Origin of the sequence: Pseudomonas sp. RA_5y_Pfl1_P24, assembly GCF_963970945.1 — a bacterium.
GTDB lineage: Bacteria > Pseudomonadota > Gammaproteobacteria > Pseudomonadales > Pseudomonadaceae > Aquipseudomonas > Aquipseudomonas tritici.
Map to the genome: position 1 here is coordinate 274096 of NZ_CAXAOJ010000001.1, position 19601 is coordinate 293696.

The 19601-nt window shown below is 61.3% G+C and carries 17 protein-coding genes and 2 pseudogenes; 9 read left to right on the forward strand and 10 right to left on the reverse strand.

The window, feature by feature from the left end; all coding sequences use genetic code 11:
* Window positions 1-17 precede the first annotated feature (17 nt).
* The 4 genes and pseudogenes from AACY30_RS01260 to AACY30_RS01275 form a co-directional block, all read right to left on the reverse strand.
* Window positions 18-1412, reverse strand: coding sequence for an FAD/NAD(P)-binding protein (locus tag AACY30_RS01260; protein ID WP_339539460.1), 1395 nt, complete (start codon window positions 1410-1412; stop codon window positions 18-20).
* Window positions 1413-1424: 12 nt separating this feature from the next.
* Window positions 1425-1748, reverse strand: a pseudogene (locus AACY30_RS01265) (ATP-binding cassette domain-containing protein); the annotation flags it as partial.
* 31 nt (window positions 1749-1779) lie between these two features.
* A pseudogene (locus AACY30_RS01270) lies at window positions 1780-2006 on the reverse strand (SfnB family sulfur acquisition oxidoreductase); the annotation flags it as partial.
* Window positions 2007-2160: 154 nt separating this feature from the next.
* A complete protein-coding gene (locus AACY30_RS01275; protein WP_339467460.1) occupies window positions 2161-2724 on the reverse strand; it encodes a helix-turn-helix domain-containing protein in 564 nt (187 codons plus the stop codon).
* Between the two features lie 92 nt (window positions 2725-2816).
* Here AACY30_RS01275 and AACY30_RS01280 point away from each other — a divergent pair, with 92 nt between their 5' ends.
* The 7 genes from AACY30_RS01280 to AACY30_RS01310 all read left to right on the forward strand — a co-directional run bounded on the left by AACY30_RS01280 (window position 2817) and on the right by AACY30_RS01310 (window position 9953).
* The gene (locus tag AACY30_RS01280) at window positions 2817-3746 is read left to right on the forward strand and encodes a DMT family transporter (RefSeq protein WP_339467461.1); all 930 of its coding nucleotides are present in this window, start codon (window positions 2817-2819) and stop codon (window positions 3744-3746) included.
* 167 nt (window positions 3747-3913) lie between these two features.
* A complete protein-coding gene (locus AACY30_RS01285) occupies window positions 3914-6835 on the forward strand; it encodes a monovalent cation/H+ antiporter subunit A (protein ID WP_339467463.1) in 2922 nt (973 codons plus the stop codon).
* Entirely contained in the window at window positions 6835-7179 is a 345-nt protein-coding gene (locus tag AACY30_RS01290) for a Na+/H+ antiporter subunit C (RefSeq protein WP_003192163.1), read from the forward strand. The genes AACY30_RS01285 and AACY30_RS01290 overlap by 1 nt, the downstream gene beginning before the upstream one ends.
* On the forward strand, window positions 7176-8858 hold the full coding sequence (locus AACY30_RS01295; protein ID WP_339427845.1) for a monovalent cation/H+ antiporter subunit D: 1683 nt from the start codon (window positions 7176-7178) through the stop codon (window positions 8856-8858). The genes AACY30_RS01290 and AACY30_RS01295 overlap by 4 nt, the downstream gene beginning before the upstream one ends.
* A complete protein-coding gene (locus tag AACY30_RS01300; RefSeq protein WP_339539462.1) occupies window positions 8855-9343 on the forward strand; it encodes a Na+/H+ antiporter subunit E in 489 nt (162 codons plus the stop codon). Before AACY30_RS01295 ends, AACY30_RS01300 begins: the two co-directional genes overlap by 4 nt.
* On the forward strand, window positions 9340-9618 hold the full coding sequence (locus AACY30_RS01305) for a K+/H+ antiporter subunit F (RefSeq protein ID WP_053256896.1): 279 nt from the start codon (window positions 9340-9342) through the stop codon (window positions 9616-9618). The genes AACY30_RS01300 and AACY30_RS01305 overlap by 4 nt, the downstream gene beginning before the upstream one ends.
* Window positions 9615-9953: a Na+/H+ antiporter subunit G gene (locus AACY30_RS01310; RefSeq protein ID WP_339539463.1), complete on the forward strand. Its 339-nt coding sequence runs from the start codon at window positions 9615-9617 to the stop codon at window positions 9951-9953. Before AACY30_RS01305 ends, AACY30_RS01310 begins: the two co-directional genes overlap by 4 nt.
* A 195-nt stretch (window positions 9954-10148) precedes the next feature.
* On the opposite strand, the gene cysS is transcribed toward AACY30_RS01310, so the two are convergent.
* Window positions 10149-11537, reverse strand: coding sequence for a cysteine--tRNA ligase (gene cysS / locus AACY30_RS01315; protein WP_339539464.1), 1389 nt, complete (start codon window positions 11535-11537; stop codon window positions 10149-10151).
* A gap of 37 nt (window positions 11538-11574) precedes the next feature.
* Window positions 11575-13275 carry a glutamine--tRNA ligase/YqeY domain fusion protein gene (locus AACY30_RS01320; protein WP_339467477.1) on the reverse strand — a complete coding sequence of 567 codons (1701 nt, stop codon included), beginning with the start codon at window positions 13273-13275 and terminating at the stop codon, window positions 11575-11577.
* 248 nt (window positions 13276-13523) lie between these two features.
* Here AACY30_RS01320 and AACY30_RS01325 point away from each other — a divergent pair, with 248 nt between their 5' ends.
* Together AACY30_RS01325 and lpxH are read left to right on the forward strand one after the other, a co-directional pair.
* Window positions 13524-14027, forward strand: a complete 504-nt coding sequence (locus AACY30_RS01325; protein ID WP_016977438.1) for a peptidylprolyl isomerase — start codon at window positions 13524-13526, stop codon at window positions 14025-14027.
* On the forward strand, window positions 14024-14806 hold the full coding sequence (gene lpxH, locus AACY30_RS01330) for a UDP-2,3-diacylglucosamine diphosphatase (protein ID WP_339467479.1): 783 nt from the start codon (window positions 14024-14026) through the stop codon (window positions 14804-14806). Before AACY30_RS01325 ends, lpxH begins: the two co-directional genes overlap by 4 nt.
* Before the next feature lie 61 nt (window positions 14807-14867).
* On the opposite strand, the gene AACY30_RS01335 is transcribed toward lpxH, so the two are convergent.
* The 4 genes from AACY30_RS01335 to AACY30_RS01350 are packed head-to-tail and all read right to left on the reverse strand — an operon-like array spanning window position 14868 to window position 19533.
* Window positions 14868-16397 (reverse strand): DHA2 family efflux MFS transporter permease subunit, encoded by a 1530-nt coding sequence (locus tag AACY30_RS01335; protein WP_339467480.1) that lies wholly within the window; start codon window positions 16395-16397, stop codon window positions 14868-14870.
* On the reverse strand, window positions 16397-17596 hold the full coding sequence (locus AACY30_RS01340) for an HlyD family secretion protein (RefSeq protein ID WP_339539465.1): 1200 nt from the start codon (window positions 17594-17596) through the stop codon (window positions 16397-16399). Before AACY30_RS01340 ends, AACY30_RS01335 begins: the two co-directional genes overlap by 1 nt.
* A gap of 15 nt (window positions 17597-17611) precedes the next feature.
* Window positions 17612-19063: an efflux transporter outer membrane subunit gene (locus AACY30_RS01345; protein ID WP_339467482.1), complete on the reverse strand. Its 1452-nt coding sequence runs from the start codon at window positions 19061-19063 to the stop codon at window positions 17612-17614.
* Entirely contained in the window at window positions 19060-19533 is a 474-nt protein-coding gene (locus AACY30_RS01350) for a MarR family winged helix-turn-helix transcriptional regulator (RefSeq protein ID WP_339467484.1), read from the reverse strand. The genes AACY30_RS01345 and AACY30_RS01350 overlap by 4 nt, the downstream gene beginning before the upstream one ends.
* Between the last annotated feature and the right edge of the window lie 68 nt (window positions 19534-19601).

Consider the following 19601-nt stretch of genomic DNA (forward strand, 5'->3'; position numbering starts at 1 on the left):
CTTGCCCGCTCCCACATTTAGATTTTTGTCAGCTTTAAGGCAAGTGCCTTGGCTTGCATCGCCACATCCGTTACCGCCGTACTTTCCCACCACATTCCCCGCAACGGCGGCCCCATGGCAAACAACCGCGCGCTGACCTGCCCCTGAGCATCCACCACCGCCCCCGAAGCATCCGCCGTGATCCCCAACGCCAACGGCCCTGGCTGAATCAACCCACGCTTGAGCAACTGCTGCGGCAACGGCCGGGCCACGCGGCGCCAGTCGTATTCGATGCCGCTGGAGTTGATCAACGCCGCCCCTGAAACCTGAGTGACCGCTTGCTCGCCGCGGTAACGCAAACGGATGGTCACCCCTTCAACCGAAGGTTCCAGCCCTTTGTAAGACGCCGCCCGAATCCGCAACCGCCCCTCTTCCTGCAACCGTGCCACCCGTTGCGCGCTCAACGGCGGCGAGCGGTGATGATGGCTTTCCCACCACGGCCTTACATGACGTACGAACTGACGTTTTTCACGCTCGCTGGCCTGGCTCCACAGGCGACCGATGTGCGCGCGCACCGTGTCCAGCGGCGCTTGCCAATCGATGCCCTGCGCTTGCGCAATCCGGCATTGGCGACGCACCTCACGCAGCAATTGCCAAGGAGTGCGCAGGCTGTAGTCTTCGCCGAGAAAATCCACCCAGCTCGGCGGTTGTCGGCGCACATGGGGTAGCAGGCCGTGACGCGAGAAAACTTCGATCGGCCCACAATGCCCGGCCTGTTCCAGGGACACCACGGCGTCGACCATGGTCAACCCGGAACCGATGATCAGCACCGGCGCTTGCGGGTCAATCAAGGTCATCGCCTGCACGTCCCAAGGATCGACCGCCGCCGCGTTCAAGCCGCTGGACTTGGTCTGCGGTGTACGCGCCGCCGGGAACATGCCGGTGGCCAACACCGCAAAGCTGCCGCGCAGTTGCTGCCCGTTATCGAGGGTGAGCAGCGTCGAGGCTTCATCCACTTGCAGGTCGACCCCTTCACCGCGCACATGCTCGACGCTGGAAGCGGACTGCGCCTTGGCTTCGGCCAAGCGTTGCTGGGCATACAGACCAAACATCCCGCGCGGTGGAAACAGCTCGCTGATCGGCACAGCCTGCTGGCCTGACTCGGGCCACCCGCCCGCGCCGATGTAGTCAGTGAGCCATTGGGTCAGGTCGTCGGCATTGTCCGGGTCAACGCTCATACGCGCCGCGTTGCCGTTCAGGGTGTGGCCCAGCTCGACGGCGCTGTAGGCTTCGCCGCGGCCGAGTTCAGCGCGCGGCTCGATCACCAGAATCTGCCTCTTGCCCGGCAAGCGCAGCAGTTGCACGGCCAGCATCGTGCCGCTCAGGCCGCCGCCGATGATCAGCACATCAGCGTTGCGGATGGATTCAGTCATGCGGAGTCGCCCTTACTGTTTGCCCAGATAAATATCATGCAGGTCGCCCCGCGCCAGCAGTTCAGCGGCGCTGCCACTCAGGGCTACACGCCCAGTATCCAGCACGTAGCCGTGGGACGCATAGTTCAGTGCGACGTTGGTGTTCTGTTCGGCGATCAAAAAGCTCACCTGCTGCTCACGGTTGAGTTGCGCGATGCTCTCGAAAATCTCCTGCACGATCATAGGCGCCAAACCCATGGACGGTTCGTCGAGCAGTACCAAAGTAGGACGCGTCATCAGCGCCCGGCCGATGGCGACCATCTGTTGCTCGCCGCCCGGCGTCAGCCCGGTGCAGGTGAGTGTCGGCACGCTCCATCACTCCTGGCGGCAGGACTTTGCCGAAGTAATCCTCGGTCGCGGTTTGCAGCACGATGTCCACTACGCCCAAGTGGTTCTGCGGGATCTGGCCCAGTGAAGGGTCCGCGGCGGAAATCAGTTTGATCACCTCGTCCACGGTCACATAGGACACCTCGGCGCGGCCAGGCGCCTGGCAACCTCGATGGCTTCCGCGTCCGAGCGGATGATATGGGCAGGGTGTTGAGGGTGGGCAGACAAGGGCCGACTCCAGGCTCCGTTGGGATGCTGGAGTGATTGCAGGGGTCGTGCCTGAATTTAATCGCCAATAAAATCAGCGACTTGCTGTTAAATCAGCGCGGTAGAGCGCGTTTCAAACCAGCAAAGTGTGCAGCTACTGTTGCCTGGCGGACAGTTAGATCACCACGTTGCGGATGAAGCGCACCGCGACGTCACCCTCGTTGCGATAGGCGTGGGGCTGGTGGCTGGCAAACATGAAGAATTCGCCGGCATGGAGGGTGTTTTCAACGTCCCCCACCACCAGGGTCAGGCTGCCCTCGAAAACAAACAGCTGCTCGCTCCAGCCTTCCAGATCCGGGTCTGGGCAGTAGCGGTCACCGGGTTCGAGGCGCCACTCCCATAGCTCCACTTCACGCCGCGCGGTCGCTTTGGCCAGCAGCACCGCCTTGCTGCCAGTAATTTCACCGGCCCAAGCCAGCTCATTGATGCGGCTGTGGTCACGCACATCCGGCGCCTGGATCAGGTCGCTGAACGCCACCTCCAACGCTTCGGCCACGCGGTCGAGGGTAGACAGGCTGACATTCTTCTCGCCCGCCTCAATCGCCACCAGCATGCGCCGGCTGACGCCGGACTTTTCCGAGAGCGCGGTCTGGCTGAGGTCGGCGGCATGGCGCAGGCGACGAACATTCTGGCTGACGTGCTGCAGGACCGAGGCCCGTTGCGGATTTTCTTTGTGCACTATATTGCTCAATGGGTGGGTGTGCGCAGTATACTGCCCAGCGTGCGGCGCATTGTGCGGTCCGTGCCTTTCCCTTGCAAGACCGAGCCGCCATGACCACCCCGAACTCCCCTTCGCGTTTCAACCGTTTCAGCAAAGCCGAATGCATCCTGGTGGTGATCACCATGATATGGGGCGGCACCTTTTTGCTGGTGCAGCACGCGATGACCGTCAGCGGGCCAATGTTTTTCGTCGGCCTGCGTTTTGCTGCTGCGGCCATTGTGGTTGGCTGCTTTTCCTTGCGCACCCTGCGTGACTTGACCTTGTTCGAATTGAAGGCCGGTGTGTTTATCGGTGTAGCGATCATGTTTGGCTACGGCCTGCAGACCATCGGTTTGCAGACCATCCTGAGCAGCCAGTCGGCGTTTATCACCGCGCTCTATGTGCCATTCGTGCCACTGCTGCAATGGCTGGTGCTGGGCCGTCGTCCGGGGTTGATGCCGAGCATTGGCATCATGCTGGCGTTTGCCGGCTTGATGCTGCTAACGGGGCCGGCGGGGGCGTCGTTGAATTTCAGTCCCGGTGAAATCGCTACGCTGATCGGCGCCATCGCCATTGCGGCGGAAATCATCCTGATCAGTGCATTCGCGGGGCAAGTGGATGTGCGCCGGGTGACGGTTGTGCAACTGGCCACCGCTTCGCTGTTGTCGTTCCTGATGGTGGTGCCGATGGGTGAAGCGCTGCCGGGGTTTTCGTGGTTGCTACTGTTCAGCGCGGTGGGCCTGGGCTTGACCAGTGCGGTGATCCAGGTCGCGATGAACTGGGCGCAGCAGAGTGTTTCGCCGACGCGGGCGACGTTGATTTATGCCGGTGAGCCGGTGTGGGCGGGCGTGGTGGGGCGGATTGCCGGCGAACGCTTCCCGCCGATTGCGATGCTGGGAGCGGTGTTGATTGTGGCGGCGGTGATTGTAAGTGAGATGAAGAGGAGCAACTCGAAAGCTGTTGAGGCTAAGGCCGATGTTGAGCCGGAAAGTCAGGGTTGATGCTATGCGCTGCAAGCGGCAAGACGCTCGGGCCCGGCTATCCCCTTGAAGACTGCCACTTGTAGCTGCCTTCGACTGCTTCTGTAGGATCCTTACACATCTTGCCGTTTGGTGATCGCGAAAGCGGCACGTATGATGCATCCCAAACTCCCGCAGATTAGAAGCCTATGTCCCTGATAGTTCTACTGCTTCTGCCTTTTATTGGCAGCTGTCTGGCGGCCTTGCTGCCGCACAATGCACGTAACACCGAATCCCTGCTGGCAGGCCTTGTGGCGCTGGTTGGCACCCTTCAAGTCGCCCTGCTCTACCCCCAGATCGCCCACGGTGGCGTGATCCGCGAGGAATTCATGTGGTTACCCAGCCTTGGGCTTAACTTCGTGCTGCGCATGGATGGGTTTGCCTGGCTGTTCTCAATGCTGGTGCTCGGCATCGGTTCGCTGGTTTCGCTGTATGCGCGTTACTACATGTCGCCGGACGATCCGGTGCCGCGCTTTTTCGCGTTTTTCCTGGCATTCATGGGCGCCATGCTCGGGCTGGTGATTTCCGGCAACCTGATCCAAATCGTGTTTTTCTGGGAACTGACCAGCCTGTTCTCGTTCCTGCTGATCGGCTATTGGCACCACCGCGCCGATGCCAGGCGCGGCGCTTATATGGCGCTGATGGTCACCGGTGCCGGCGGCTTGTGCCTGCTGGCGGGCGTGATATTGCTGGGGCATATTGTCGGCAGCTATGACCTGGACCTGGTATTGGCGGCGGGCGATCAGATTCGCGCGCATTCGCTGTACCCGGCCATGCTGGTCTTGGTGTTGATCGGTGCCCTGAGCAAAAGCGCGCAGTTCCCGTTCCACTTCTGGCTACCCCACGCGATGGCAGCCCCAACGCCGGTGTCGGCGTATCTGCATTCGGCGACAATGGTGAAAGCCGGCGTGTTCCTGCTGGCCCGCTTGTGGCCGTCGCTGTCCGGCAGCGAAGAATGGTTCTATATCGTCGGCGGTGCCGGCGCCCTCACCCTCCTCATCGGCGCTTACTGCGCCATGTTCCAGAATGACCTCAAGGGCCTGCTGGCCTACTCCACCATCAGCCACCTCGGGCTGATCACCTTATTGCTGGGCCTTAACAGCCCGCTGGCCGCCGTTGCCGCGGTGTTCCATATTCTCAATCACGCGACCTTCAAGGCGTCGCTGTTCATGGCGGCGGGCATCATCGACCACGAAAGCGGCACGCGGGATATCCGCAGGCTCAGCGGCCTGGTGCGGCTGATCCCGTTTACCGCGACCCTGGCAATGGTCGCCAGTGCATCCATGGCCGGCGTGCCGTTGCTCAATGGTTTCCTGTCCAAAGAAATGTTCTTCGCCGAAACCGTATTCGTGTCATCGACCGCCTGGGTGGAAATCGCCCTGCCGATGATCGCGACTATCGCCGGCACCTTCAGCGTGGCCTATGCGCTGCGCTTCACGGTCGATGTGTTCTTCGGCCCGCCCGCAACTGACCTACCCCACACGCCCCACGAACCGCCGCGCTGGATGCGCGCGCCGGTTGAGTTGCTGGTATTCACTTGCCTGTTGGTGGGGATTTTCCCGGCCCAGGTGGTCGGTTCGATCCTCGCAGCCGCCGCGCTGCCGGTTGTCGGCGGTGAGTTGCCCGAATACAGCCTGGCGATCTGGCACGGCTGGAATGCGCCGATGATCATGAGCCTGGTAGCCATGTCCGGCGGCGTGGTGCTGTACCTGCTGCTGCGCAAGCAACTCAAGCGTGGCCGCTTCAAGTACCCGCCGGTGATCAGCTACTTCAACGGCAAGCGCATGTTCGAGCGCTGCCTGGTGGTGATGATGCGCGGCGTGCGCAAGATCGAAAAACGCATCAGCACCAAGCGCCTGCAAACCCAGCTGTTTCTCCTGGTGCTGGTGGCGGTCATCGGCGGCATGATCCCAATGATCAACAGTGGCCTCAGTTGGGGCGACCGGCCGAGAATCCCGGGCTCCATCGTGTTTGTTACCCTCTGGCTACTGGCGATCGCCTGCGCCCTCGGTGCCGCCTGGCAAGCCAAGTATCACAGGCTGGCGGCCCTGACCATGGTCAGCGTGTGCGGCCTGATGACCTGCGTCACCTTTGTGTGGTTCTCGGCGCCGGACCTGGCGTTGACCCAACTGGTGGTCGAAGTGGTCACCACGGTGCTGATCCTGCTGGGGCTGCGCTGGTTGCCGCGGCGGATCGAAGAAGTGTCGCCACTGCCCAGCTCGCTGCGCAAGGCACGCATCCGTCGTCTGCGCGACTTCCTGTTGTCGACCGTGGTGGGTGGCGGCATGGCGCTGCTGTCCTACGCGATGCTGACCCGCCAGACGCCCAACGATATCTCCTCGTTCTACCTCAGCCGCGCACTGCCCGAAGGCGGCGGCAGCAATGTGGTGAACGTGATGCTAGTGGATTTCCGCGGCTTCGACACCCTCGGCGAAATCACCGTACTCGGCGCCGTGGCGCTGACGGTGTACGCCCTGTTGCGCCGCTTCCGCCCGTCGAAAGAAAGCATGCAACTGCCCGCACAACAGCGCCAACTGGCGCCGGACGTGGCCACCGACCTGGTCAACCCGCGCCAGGCCAGCGATACCGCCCTGGGCTTTATGATGGTGCCCGCGGTGCTGGTGCGCCTGCTGCTGCCGATTGCGCTGGTGGTGTCGTTCTACCTGTTTATGCGCGGCCACAATCAACCGGGCGGCGGGTTTGTCGCAGGCCTGGTGATGTCGGTGGCGTTTATCCTGCAATACATGGTGGCCGGCACCCAGTGGGTCGAGGCACAGATGAGCCTGCGGCCGATGCGCTGGATGGGCTTCGGGCTGTTCTCGGCGACCCTCACCGGGCTCGGCGCACTCTTTGCCGGGTACCCGTTCCTGACCACCCATACCTGGCATTTCAACTTGCCGCTGCTGGGCGATATCCACATCGCCAGCGCGCTGTTCTTCGACGTCGGCGTGTACGCCATGGTCGTCGGTTCGACGCTGCTGATGCTCACTGCCCTCGGTCACCAGTCGGTGCGAGCGCATAAACCGAGCAACCAGGCCAAAGTCGTTGCTGCAACAGAAGGAGCCGCCTGATGGAAGAAGTCATCGCAATTGCCATTGGAGTCCTGGCCGCCTCCGGCGTCTGGCTGATCCTGCGGCCACGGACGTTCCAGGTGGTGATGGGCCTGTGCCTGCTGTCGTATGGGGTCAACCTGTTCATCTTCAGCATGGGCAGCCTGTTTATCGGCAAGGAGCCGATCATCAAGGACGGCGTGCCGCAGGACCTGCTCAACTACACTGACCCGCTGCCCCAGGCGCTGGTGCTCACAGCGATCGTGATCAGCTTCGCCATGACCGCGCTGTTTCTGGTGGTGTTGCTGGCCTCGCGTGGCCTGACCGGTACTGACCATGTTGATGGCCGGGAGCCCAAGGAATGAATTGGGTCAACCAACTGATCGTTGCACCGATCCTGCTGCCATTGCTCACCGCCGCGCTGATGCTGATGCTGGGCGAAAAACGTCGCCCGCTGAAGGCGCAGATCAACTTGGTCTCGAGCATGCTTGGCCTGGGCGTGGCCATTGTGCTGCTGTATTGGACGCAAAAAGGCGGCCCCGGCTCGATCGGGGTGTACCTGCCGGGCAACTGGCAAGCGCCGTTTGGCATCGTGCTGGTGGTGGACCCGTTGTCAGCGCTGATGCTGGTGCTCACCGGGATCATCGGCGTGAGCGCGCTGCTGTTCGCGATGGCCCGCTGGGATCGTGCAGGCACCAGTTTCCATGCGCTGTTCCAGATCCAGATGATGGGCTTGTATGGCGCGTTTCTCACCGCGGACCTGTTCAATCTGTTCGTGTTTTTCGAGGTGCTGCTGGCGGCGTCCTATGGCTTGATGCTGCACGGTTCCGGCCGTGCGCGGGTGTCGTCGGGGCTGCATTACGTCGCGATCAACCTGCTGGCGTCGTCACTGTTCCTGATTGGCGCGGCGATGATCTATGGCGTGACCGGCACCCTGAATTTTGCTGACCTGGCGCTGAAAATCCCGCTGGTGCCGGAAGCCGATCGCGGCCTGCTGCATGCCGGTGCGGCGATCCTCGCCACCGCGTTCCTGGCCAAGGCCGGCATGTGGCCGCTGAACTTCTGGCTGGCCCCAGCCTATTCCTCGGCCAGTGCGCCGGTGGCGGCGATGTTTGCGATCATGACCAAGGTCGGCGTGTACACCGTGCTGCGCCTGTGGACCCTGCTGTTCTCCGGCCAGGCCGGTGCGTCGGCGCTGTTTGGCGGCGACTGGCTGGTGTATGGCGGCATGGCAACGATTATCTGCGCGGCGTTGGCCATGTTGGCGGCGCAGCGCCTGGAACGCATGGCCAGCCTGAGCATTCTAGTGTCAGCCGGGATTCTGCTGTCGGCGGTGGGCTTCGCCCAGCCGAGCCTGACCGCTGGGGCGCTGTTCTACCTGGTCAGCTCCACACTGGCGTTGAGCGCGTTGTTCTTGCTGGCTGAATTGATCGAGCGGTCACGTTCGGCCAACGATCTGCCGCTGGATGAGGAAATCGATGCGTTGCCCAAGGCCATGGAATCCCTGCATCCACGGCCCGGCGTCAACCTTGATGACGAACAGAAGGCTGTGGTTGGCCAGGTGATTCCGTGGACCATGGCGTTCCTCGGCTTGAGCTTTGTCGCCTGTGCGCTGTTGATTATCGGTATGCCGCCGCTGTCCGGGTTTATTGGCAAACTCAGTTTGTTGAGTGCGCTGGTCAATCCGCTGGGCTTGGGCAACGCGGTGGATGCGCCGATTCGTCCAGCTGCCTGGGGCTTGGTGGCGCTGTTGATCCTCTCGGGCCTGGCCTCGCTGATCGCCTTCGCCCGCCTCGGCATCCAGCGTTTCTGGACCCCGGAAGAGCGCCCTTCGCCGCTGCTGCGTCGCTACGAGTGCCTGCCGATCTTCTTCCTGCTCGGCTTGAGCATCCTGCTCACCTTCAAGGCCGAACCGCTGATGCGCTACACCCAGGCGACCGCCGAAAGCCTGAACAACCCGGAACACTATGTGATGGCGGTGATGGCGACGCGCCCGACTCCAAGCCCTGAAGCCAAGGCCGCAGCCGTGGAGGTGCAACCATGAAGCGCCTGTTCCCCGCCCCGTGGTTGTCCCTGGCGTTGTGGGTGTTGTGGCTGGTGCTGAACCTGTCGGTGAGCCCCGGCAACCTGTTGCTGGGCGCGCTGCTGGGCTTTCTCGCACCGCTGCTGATGGCGCCGCTGCGCCCGCTGCCGATCCGCATCCGCCGCCCCGGCTTGATCATTCGCCTGTTCTTCGTGGTGGGCCGTGACGTCATCGCCTCCAACCTGCAAGTGGCCTGGGGCGTGCTGGTGTGCGGCTCGCGCCCGCCGCGCTCGCGCTTTATCAAGATCCCCCTGGACCTGCGCGACGCCAATGGCCTGGCCGTCTTGTCGATGATCACCAGCGTCACGCCCGGTACCGTCTGGTCGGAACTGGCGCTGGACCGCAGTATTTTGCTGATCCACGTGTTCGACCTGAATGACGAAGCGCACTTTATCCAGCACTTCAAACACGCCTACGAACGGCCCCTGATGGAGATCTTCGAATGAGCGACCTGCTCTCCAATGCGATCCTGTTCAGCCTGTTCCTGTTTTCCCTGGCAATGGTGCTGACGCTGTTACGCCTGTTCAAAGGCCCGTCGGCCCAGGACCGGGTCCTGGCGCTGGACTATTTGTACATCCTGGCGATGCTGATGATGCTGGTGCTGGGCATTCGGTATGCGAGTGACACTTACTTTGAAGCGGCGCTGCTGATTGCGCTGTTTGGCTTCGTGGGCTCGTTTGCCCTGGCGAAATTCCTGCTGCGTGGGGAGGTGATTGAATGATGCCGTTATGGGTGGAAGTGATCGTGGCGGTGCTGCTGGTATTGAGCAGTGTGTTTGCGTTGATTGGCGCGATTGGCTTGCTGCGGATGAAGGACTTTTTTCAGCGCATGCACCCGCCGGCATTGGCCTCGACCTTGGGCGCATGGTGCGTGGCGCTGGCGTCGATCATCTACTTTTCGGTGCTCAAGTCCGGGCCGGTGTTGCACGGGTGGTTGATACCGATTCTGTTGGCAATCACGATGCCGGTGACCACGTTGTTGCTGGCCCGCACCGCGTTGTTTCGCAAGCGCATGGCCGGTGATGACGTCCCCGCCGAGGTCAGCAGCCGCCGCTAAGCTTTTAAGCGTGCACGGTCAAACATGTGGGAGCGGGCTTGCTCGCGAATGCAGTCTGTCAGTTGATGATAGTAGTGACTGATAAACCGCATTCGCGAGTAAGCCCGCTCCCACACTGGATCGAGTGAGCCGCTAAAACGGTGTCCAAAAAAAGCCCCGAACCAGTCGGGGCGTTTTTCATTCAGCGTTTACCGATCAAGCCTGATCAGCCAAGCGCCACGTCGTTCCGCCCTTGCCGTCTTCCAACACCACACCCATCGCGGTCAGTTGGTCACGAATCCGGTCGGACTCCGCCCAGTCTTTATTAGCCCGAGCAGCCAAGCGCGCCTGAATCAGCGCATCAACTTCAGCCGCATCCACACGCCCTTCGGCGCCAGCTTGCAGGAAGTCATCGGCTTCCATCTGCAACACACCCAGCACGCTCGCCAGTTCTTTCAAACGAGCGGCAAGGCCCGCCGCCGCATCGAGATCACTCTCGCGCAGGCGGTTGATCTCGCGCACCATCTCGAACAGTACCGCGCAGGCTTCCGGTGTGCCGAAGTCGTCGTTCATGACCTCGGTAAACCGTGCCACGAACGCTTCGCCGCCGGCAGGCGCCACGGATGGCATGCCTTTCAACGCATGGTAGAAGCGCTCCAGGGCGCCTTTGGCGTCCTTGAGGTTGTCTTCCGAGTAGTTGATGGCGCTGCGGTAATGGCTCGACACCAGCAGGTAACGCACGACTTCCGGAGGGTATTTTTCCAGCACGTCGCGAATGGTGAAGAAGTTGTTCAAGGACTTGGACATCTTCTCGCCATTGATGCGGATCATGCCGCAGTGCATCCAGGCGTTGGCGTAGGTTTTGCCAGTAGCAGCTTCGCTTTGGGCGATTTCGTTTTCGTGGTGCGGGAACTCAAGGTCGCTGCCGCCGCCATGAATGTCGAAGGTCTCACCCAGGCAGCAGGTGGACATCACCGAGCATTCGATGTGCCAGCCCGGACGGCCCGCACCCCATGGCGATTCCCAGCTTGGCTCGCCCGGCTTGGTAGCTTTCCACAGCACGAAGTCGAGCGGATCTTGCTTGGCTTCATCGACTTCGATGCGTGCGCCGATGCGCAGGTCTTCGATTTTCTTGCGCGACAGCTTGCCGTAGCCCATGAACTTGGCGACGCGGTAGTACACGTCGCCATTGCCTGGGGCGTAGGCGTAACCCTTGTCGATCAGGGTCTGGATCATCGCATGCATGCCAGGGATGTGGTCCGTGGCGCGCGGCTCCATGTCCGGTTTGAGGATGTTGAGGCGCGCCTCATCCTCGTGCATGGCGGCGATCATGCGCTCGGTCAGCGCGTCGAACGACTCGCCGTTTTCATTGGCGCGGTTGATGATCTTATCGTCGATGTCGGTGATGTTGCGCACGTACGTCAAGTCATAGCCGCTGAAACGCAACCAGCGGGTCACCAGGTCGAAGGCAACCATGCTGCGGCCGTGGCCGATGTGGCAGTAGTCGTATACGGTCATGCCGCACACGTACATGCGCACCTTGTTGCCATCCAGCGGTTTGAAGACTTCTTTGGTCTTGCTGAGTGTGTTGTAGATCGTTAGCACGACAAATCCTTCTTTCTACGCAAAGCCGCCAAAGGCTTCACTGGCCCCACGAATCACGCAAGGTCACGGTACGGTTGAATACCGGCTGACCGGGTTTCGAGTCCTTGATATCCGCGCAGAAGTAACCTTCGCGCTCGAACTGGAAACGGTCTTCCGGCTGTGCGTCGGCCAACGAGGGCTCGGCACGACAGCCCGTGAGTACTTGCAGGGAGTCAGGGTTGATGTTGTCGAGGAAACTCGCGCTGTCTTCGGCCTTTTCAGGGTTCGGCGAGCGGAACAGACGATCGTACAGGCGCACTTCGCACTCGATGCTGGCAGCCGCCGGCACCCAGTGGACCACGCCCTTGACCTTGCGGCCTTCAGGGTTCTTGCCGAGGGTTTCCGGGTCGTACGAGCAACGCAGTTCGACGATGTTGCCATCGGTGTCCTTGATCGCTTCATCGGCACGGATCACGTAGCTGCCGCGCAGGCGCACTTCGCCGTTTGGCTCCAGGCGTTTGTAGCCTTTTGGCGGTTCTTCCATGAAGTCATCGCGGTCGATGTAGATTTCACGGGCGAACGGCAGCTTGCGCACGCCGAGTTCTTCTTTTTGCGGATGACGCGGCAGTTCGAGGTGCTCGACTTTGTCTTCCGGGTAGTTGGTGATCACAATTTTCAACGGACGCAGCACGCACATGGCGCGCGGGGCGTTCGCGTCGAGGTCCTGGCGGATGCTGAATTCGAGCATGCCGAAGTCAACCACGCCGTCGGAACGGTTGGTGCCGACCATGTCGCAAAAGTTGCGGATCGACGCAGGCGTGTAGCCACGACGGCGGAAGCCCGACAGCGTCGACATGCGCGGGTCATCCCAGCCATGCACGTGCTTTTCATCGACCAGTTGCTTGAGCTTGCGCTTGCTGGTGATGGTGTAGTTCAGGTTCAGGCGGCTGAATTCGTACTGACGCGGGTGCGCCGGTACCGGCAGGCTGTCGAGGAACCACTCATACAACGGGCGATGGCTTTCGAACTCCAGGGTGCAGATGGAGTGGGTGATGCCTTCAATGGCGTCGGACTGACCGTGGGTAAAGTCGTAGTTGGGGTAGATGCACCACTTGTCACCGGTCTGATGGTGATGGGCGTGGCGGATGCGGTACATGATCGGGTCGCGCAGGTTCATGTTCGGCGAGGCCATGTCGATCTTGGCACGCAGTACGCGGGCGCCGTCCGGGAACTCACCCGCGCGCATGCGGGCGAACAGGTCCAGGTTCTCTTCCACCGAACGGTCGCGGAACGGGCTGTTCTTGCCCGGTTCGGTCAGGGTGCCACGGTATTCCTTGGCTTGCTCCGGGGTCAGGTCGTCGACATAGGCCTTGCCGGCCTTGATCAGCTCGACCGCCCAGTCAAACAACTGGTCGAAATACTTGGACGCATAGCGCACTTCACCGGACCACTCGAAGCCCAGCCACTTGATGTCGCTTTCGATGGCGTCGATGTATTCCTGGTCTTCCTTGGCCGGGTTGGTATCGTCGAAACGCAGGTGCGTGACGCCGCCGAATTCCTGGGCCAGGCCGAAGTTCACACAGATCGACTTGGCGTGACCGATGTGCAGGTAGCCGTTGGGCTCTGGCGGGAAGCGGGTGACAATCTGCGTGTGCTTGCCCGAATCCAGGTCCGCCTGGATGATCGGGCGCAGGAAATTGACCGGGACGGCAGGTCCGGCCTTGGCATTCGAGGTAGGGTCGACAGTGGGCTTGCTCATAGGATCCTTGAACAGACAAGTACGTGGCCGGGCTAGGCCGACAAAACAAAGGCGATATCATAGCCGATGCTGTCAAGCACCTGACAGAGAAGCACTGAAAACGGCTGCATTTATTGCATAGGCGGTAAAAAACCACCTCGAAATTCCTGCAAGGCACGCTAAACTGCGCGTCTTGGCCGCAACTTCGCCATACCGGTCGTGGTGCCCAGGCACCCAAACCCACGAATTCCCTGAAAAGAGTAGTGAACATGACTCAAGTCAAACTGACCACCAACCACGGTGACATCGTCATCGAGCTGAACGCCGAAAAAGCGCCGATCACCGTCGCCAACTTCATCGAATACGTTAACGCCGGCCACTACGAAAACACTGTTTTCCACCGCGTCATCGGCAACTTCATGGTCCAGGGCGGCGGTTTCGAACCTGGCATGAAAGAAAAGAAAGACAAGCGCCCAAGCATCCAGAACGAAGCGGACAACGGCCTTTCCAACGACAAGTACACCGTCGCCATGGCCCGTACCATGGAGCCGCATTCGGCCTCCGCGCAGTTCTTCATCAACGTGGCAGACAACGCCTTCCTCAACCACAGCGGCAAGAACGTGCAGGGCTGGGGTTACGCGGTATTCGGTAAAGTGACCGAAGGCCAGGACGTCGTTGACAAGATCAAAGGCGTGCAAACCACCGGTAAAGCCGGCCACCAGGACGTTCCGGTAGAAGACGTTATCGTCGAGAAAGCCGAGATCGTTGGGTGATATTGCTGATTTCAGATTTGCATCTGATCGATACGCGCCCGGACATCACCCGGGCGTTTCTGGATCTGCTCCATGGCCGCGCCCGTGGCGCCCAGGCGTTGTACATTCTGGGGGACTTCTTTGAAGCCTGGATTGGCGACGACGGTATGACACCGTTCCAGCGTTCGATTTGCGCGGCTCTACGCGAACTGAGCGACAGCGGCACCCCGATTTTTATCATGCATGGCAACCGCGATTTCCTGATTGGCAAGGCGTTCTGCACAGCAGCCGGCGCCACCCTGCTCAAGGACCCGAGTGTCGTGCAGCTCCATGGCGAGCCTGTGCTGTTGATGCATGGCGATAGCCTCTGCACCCGCGACGTTGGCTATATGAAGCTGCGGCGCATCCTGCGTAACCCGATTTTGCTGTTTATCCTGCGCCACCTGCCATTGCGCACCCGGCACAAGCTGGCGCGCAAGCTGCGCAGTGAAAGCCGTGCGCAGACGCGCATGAAGGCCAACGACATTGTTGATGTGACCCCCGAAGAAGTACCACGGGTGATGCAAAAATTTGGCGTGCGCACCCTGGTGCACGGCCATACGCACCGTCCCGCCATTCACAAGTTGCAGATTGGTGAGCAGGCGGCCAAGCGTATTGTGCTGGGGGATTGGGATAAGCAAGGCTGGGCGCTGCAGGTGGATGAGCAAGGGTTTCAGTTGGCGGCGTTTGATTTTGTGAACCCGCAGTTGGCGCTGCCTGTGGGAGCCGGGCTTGCCCGCGATGCAGGCACCTCGGTGTAACAAGAGCACCGAGGTGATGCTATCTCAGGCAAGCCAGCTCCCACATGGATCGAGTACATCCTCAGTGGCCGGAGGCCTCCGGCCCAGCCTTCGCACCAAACGGCGGCTTCGCCAACCACACCAACAACATCAACCCCATGAACATCCACCCCAACAACGTGAAGTAATCCACGGTGGACATCATGTACGCCTGGCTGGTGAGGATTTGATCCAGTTGCGCATACGCCTTGTGCCCTGCCCCACCCAGCGCCTGCAACGCGTCGCGGGTCGCCGGGTCGTAGGTGGTCATGTTTTCGCTCATGTACGCATGGTGCTGGTCCGCCCGGCGAATCCAGATCCAGGTGGTCAGCGAGGCCGCAAAGCTGCCGCCCAGGGTACGCAGGAACGTCGCCAGGCCCGCACCGTCGGCGATCTGGCTGGGCGGCAGGTCGGACATCAGGATGCTCAAGGTCGGCATGAAGAACAGCGCCACGCCGATGCCCATGAACAGCTGCACCAGGGCGATGTGCGTGAAGTCCACTTCATTGGTGAAGCCAGCACGCATAAAGCAGCTCAAGCCAATCGCCAGGAACGCCAGGCCTGCCAGCAGGCGCAGGTCGAACTTGTGCGCGTATTTGCCGACAAACGGCGACATCAGCACCGGCAGAATGCCAATCGGCGCCACCGCCAGGCCAGCCCAGGTAGCGGTGTAACCCATCTGGGTCTGCAGCCATTGCGGCAGGATCAGGTTGATACCGAAGAAGCCCGAGTAGCCCAGAATCAGCACAATGGTGCCGATACGGAAGTTACGGTAGGCAAACAGTCGCAGATTCACCACCGGGTGTTTGTCGGTCATTTCCCAGATGACGAACACCGCCAGCGCAATCACCGAAATCGCCGCGCCAATGATGATGAAGTTGGATTCGAACCAGTCCAGGTCATTGCCCTTGTCGAGAATGATCTGCAAGGCGCCGACACCGACAATCAGGCTCAGTAACCCAACGTAGTCCATCGGCTGGTAACTGGTCTCGACCGGGCGCTTCTTCAACTGCGAACGCACCACCAGCACCGCAAAGATGCCGATGGGCACGTTGATAAAGAAGATCCACGGCCAGCTGTAGCTGTCGGTGATCCAGCCGCCGAGGATGGGACCGGCAATCGGCGCCACCACCGTGACCATCGCCAATAACGCCAGGGCCATGCCGCGCCTGGCCGGCGGGTACACGGCGATCAGCAAGGTCTGGGTCATGGGGTACAGCGGCCCCGCGACCAAACCTTGCAGCACCCGAAAACCGATCAGCTCGGGCATCGAGGTGGAAATACCGCACAGGAACGAGGCCAGCACAAACAGAATGGTCGCCCACAGAAACAGCTTCACCTCGCCAAAACGGCGGCTCAGCCAACCGGTAAGTGGCAGGGCAATGGCGTTGCTCACGGCGAACGAGGTGATGACCCAGGTGCCCTGCTCCGAACTCACGCCGAGGTTGCCGGAAATAGTCGGCAACGCGACGTTGGCGATGGTGGTGTCGAGCACCTGCATAAAGGTCGCCAGCGACAGGCCAATAGTGGCCATCAACAGGCTGGGTGGCGTGAAGGAGGCGTTATTGCTCATCAGCGTTGCGCAGCCTTGGGTGCGGCGGTGCTGTTGTCATGAATCAACTGCTTGATCATGGCATCCGCCTCGGCCAATTGGCCGTCATACACATTGGTGGTGAACGACGCCTTTTGCGGCGCCTGTTGCGCCAGTACCGGGCCGCTCTGGTCGTGCAGGTCCACATTGACCACGGTGCTCAAGCCCACCCGAAGCGGGTGTTTGGCCAACTCGTCGGCGTTGATGTGGATGCGCACCGGCACCCGTTGCACGATCTTGATCCAGTTACCGGTGGCGTTCTGCGCCGGCAGCAGGGCAAATGCGCTGCCGGTACCGGCGCCAAGGCTGTCCACAGTACCGCTGTACTTCACGTCACTGCCGTAAATGTCCGACTCGATGTCCACCGGCTGGCCAATACGCATATCGCGCAGCTGGGTTTCCTTGAAGTTGGCATCGATCCACAGCTGGTTGAGTGGAATCACCGCCATCAACGCCGTGCCGGGCTGTACGCGCTGGCCCAGTTGCACGGTGCGCTTGGCCACGTAGCCGGTGACCGGGGCAATCAGGGTGCTGCGTGCATTGGTCAGGTACTCCTGGCGCAGTTGCGCGGCGGCGGCCTGCACGTCCGGGTGGGACGAGATCACGGTGTCATCCACCAGCGCATTGCTGGTCTTGAGTTGCTGCTCAAGGTTGGTCAGGGCGTTTTTCGCCGCCGTCAGGCTGTCACGGGCGTGGGACAGTTCTTCCCGGGAAATCGCCCCGCCCTGGGCCAGGGTTTTACGACGGTTGTAATTGTCCTGGGCCGTTTGCACGTCGGCTTTCTGCGCATTGACTTGGGCCTTCATGCCGTCGACGTTGCTGTATAAACCACGCACCTGACGCACCGTGCGGGCCAGGTTGGCCTGGGCACTTTGCAGGCCGACGGCCGCGTCGTTCGGGTCGAAGTTGATCAGCACTTGGCCTTCATGGACCAAATCGCCATCGTCGGCGCCGATGCTCACCACGGTACCGGTGACCAGCGGGGTGATTTCCACCACGTTGCCGTTCACATAGGCGTCGTCGGTGCTTTCGTTGAAGCGGCCGTAGAGCTCATACCAGCCCCACACGCCCACGACGCCAAGGATGACGATCAGCGCCAGGCCGATCAGCATCACTTTGCGTTTGCGTGGGTTGTTGTCCTTGGGTTGTTCAGTTGCGGTGTTGCTGTCGGCAGTGGCCATGACAAATACCTCAAATTATTCCGAGCGTGTGGCTGGGGTGGTCGCGGCCACATTGTTGGCGTGGTATCCGCCACCCAGGGCCTGCATCAATTGAATCGACAGATCGATCTGAGCCGCATTCAGGCTCGCCAGTTGGCGCTGGGCCTGCAGCAACTGCTGCTCGATGCTGAGCACATCCAGGTAGTTACCGATCCCGGCGCTGTAACGTTGAACGCCTGTGTCGTAGGACTGCTGGGCAATGTCCGCAGCGTGTTGCTGAGCCTGGATCTGCCGGCCGGTATCGCGCAGTTGCGAAAGGGTGTTGCCGATATCGCCAAGGGCTTGCACCAGGGTCTTGTTGTACTGGGCCACGGCCAGGTCGTAGTCGGCGTCGCGGGCATCGAGGTCGGCGCGCAGGCGGCCGCCGTCGAAGATCGGCAGCGAGATCGTCGGCGCGATATTGAAAAAGCGGCTGGCCGAACCAAACATCGCATCCCCCAGCAACGACTCGGCCCCGGCGCTCGCGCTCAGGTTGAGGTTGGGGTAGAAGCGGGTTTTGCTGGCATCGATACTCTTGCCCGCTGCCTCGACGCGCCAGCGCGCGGCGATCAGATCCGGGCGACGGCCCAGCAGCTCAGCCGGCAGCACTGAAGGCACGGCGACCGCGCTGGGCTTGAGTACGTTGGGACGGGCCAGCTCATTGCCACGGTCCGGGCCTTTGCCGAGCAGCACCGCCAGGGCGATTTTCGCGCTCTGCAGTTGCTTTTCCGCGTCGATCAGTTGCGACTGCGAGCTGGCTTCCAGGCTTTCGGTCTGTTGGTACTGGTACTGGCTGTCGACACCCGAGTCCAGGCGGCGTTTGCTCAGGTCAAGCATCTGCCGGGTGCGTTTGAGGTCGTCATTGGCCAGGTCACGCACGATATGCGCCTGGCCCAAGTCGCTGTAGGCCTTGGCGACGTTGGCGGCCAGGGTCAGGCGCGCCGCCTGCTGATCAACCTGGGCGGCGCGAGCCTCGCCCAACGCGGCTTCCCAGGCAGCGCGCTGGCCGCCCCAGAGGTCGAAGTTGTAATTAAAGCTGGCGCCGATGTTGCGCACGGTCGAATAGGCATCGCCTTCGCCGCGCGGGTCCTGGTCTTTGGCCAGGCGCGAGCGGCTCACACCAGCGCTGGCATCCAGGGTCGGCATGCGCTCGGCATTGGCGGCGTAAGCGGCGGCTTCGGCCTGATGGGCACGGGCGCTGGCGACTTGCATGTCGGGGCTGTTTTGCAGGGCTTCCTGGATCAAGCCGTCGAGCTGCGGGTCGCCGAGGTTTTTCCACCAGTCGGCGCTGGGCCAGGCGGCACTCGACAGGGTCACGCCACCCAAGGACTTGCCGGTTTGCAAGGTATTGGCGTCAAGGCGTTTGCCCTGGGTGTCGAGGCCGCTGTAGTTGGCGCAACCGGCCATGCTCATGGCCACCAGCACCAGGCAAAGGGCGCGTGTGTTCATTGGTTACCTACCCGCTGGATAGTGATGGGATCACCTGCAGCTATCAGAATTTTCTTGAGGATCTTTTCCAGGGTTTCCAACTCACCCGGTTCCAATGCGCCGGCCAACTGGTTTAACGCATCGGCGCCGATGAACGGCAGCATGTCTGCCAGGCGCTGGCCGTCGGACGTGAGCACAAGCTGCACTTGACGTCGATCCAGCTCTGAACGCTTGCGATCCAGCAGCCCCTTCTGCGCCAGGCGGTCGAGCATGCGGGTCATTGAACCGCTGTCCAAAGACAGGTGGCGGCACAGCTCCGCCGGGGTGTCGACGCCGAACTGAGCCATGATGATCAACACCTTGAACTGCGCGGCGGTGATGCCGTGGGGTTCCATGTGGGTGTCGATGATGCGGTCTTTGAGGATTGCGGCGCGCCCGAGCAAGAGCCCCAGGTGGCAGTTGTGGAAGTTATCCGGGGTGAAGTGTTTCATCGGAAGTCACCTTATTACTGCCTAGGCAGTGAATGTGTGACGAGATATTACTGCTTAGGCAGCGAATG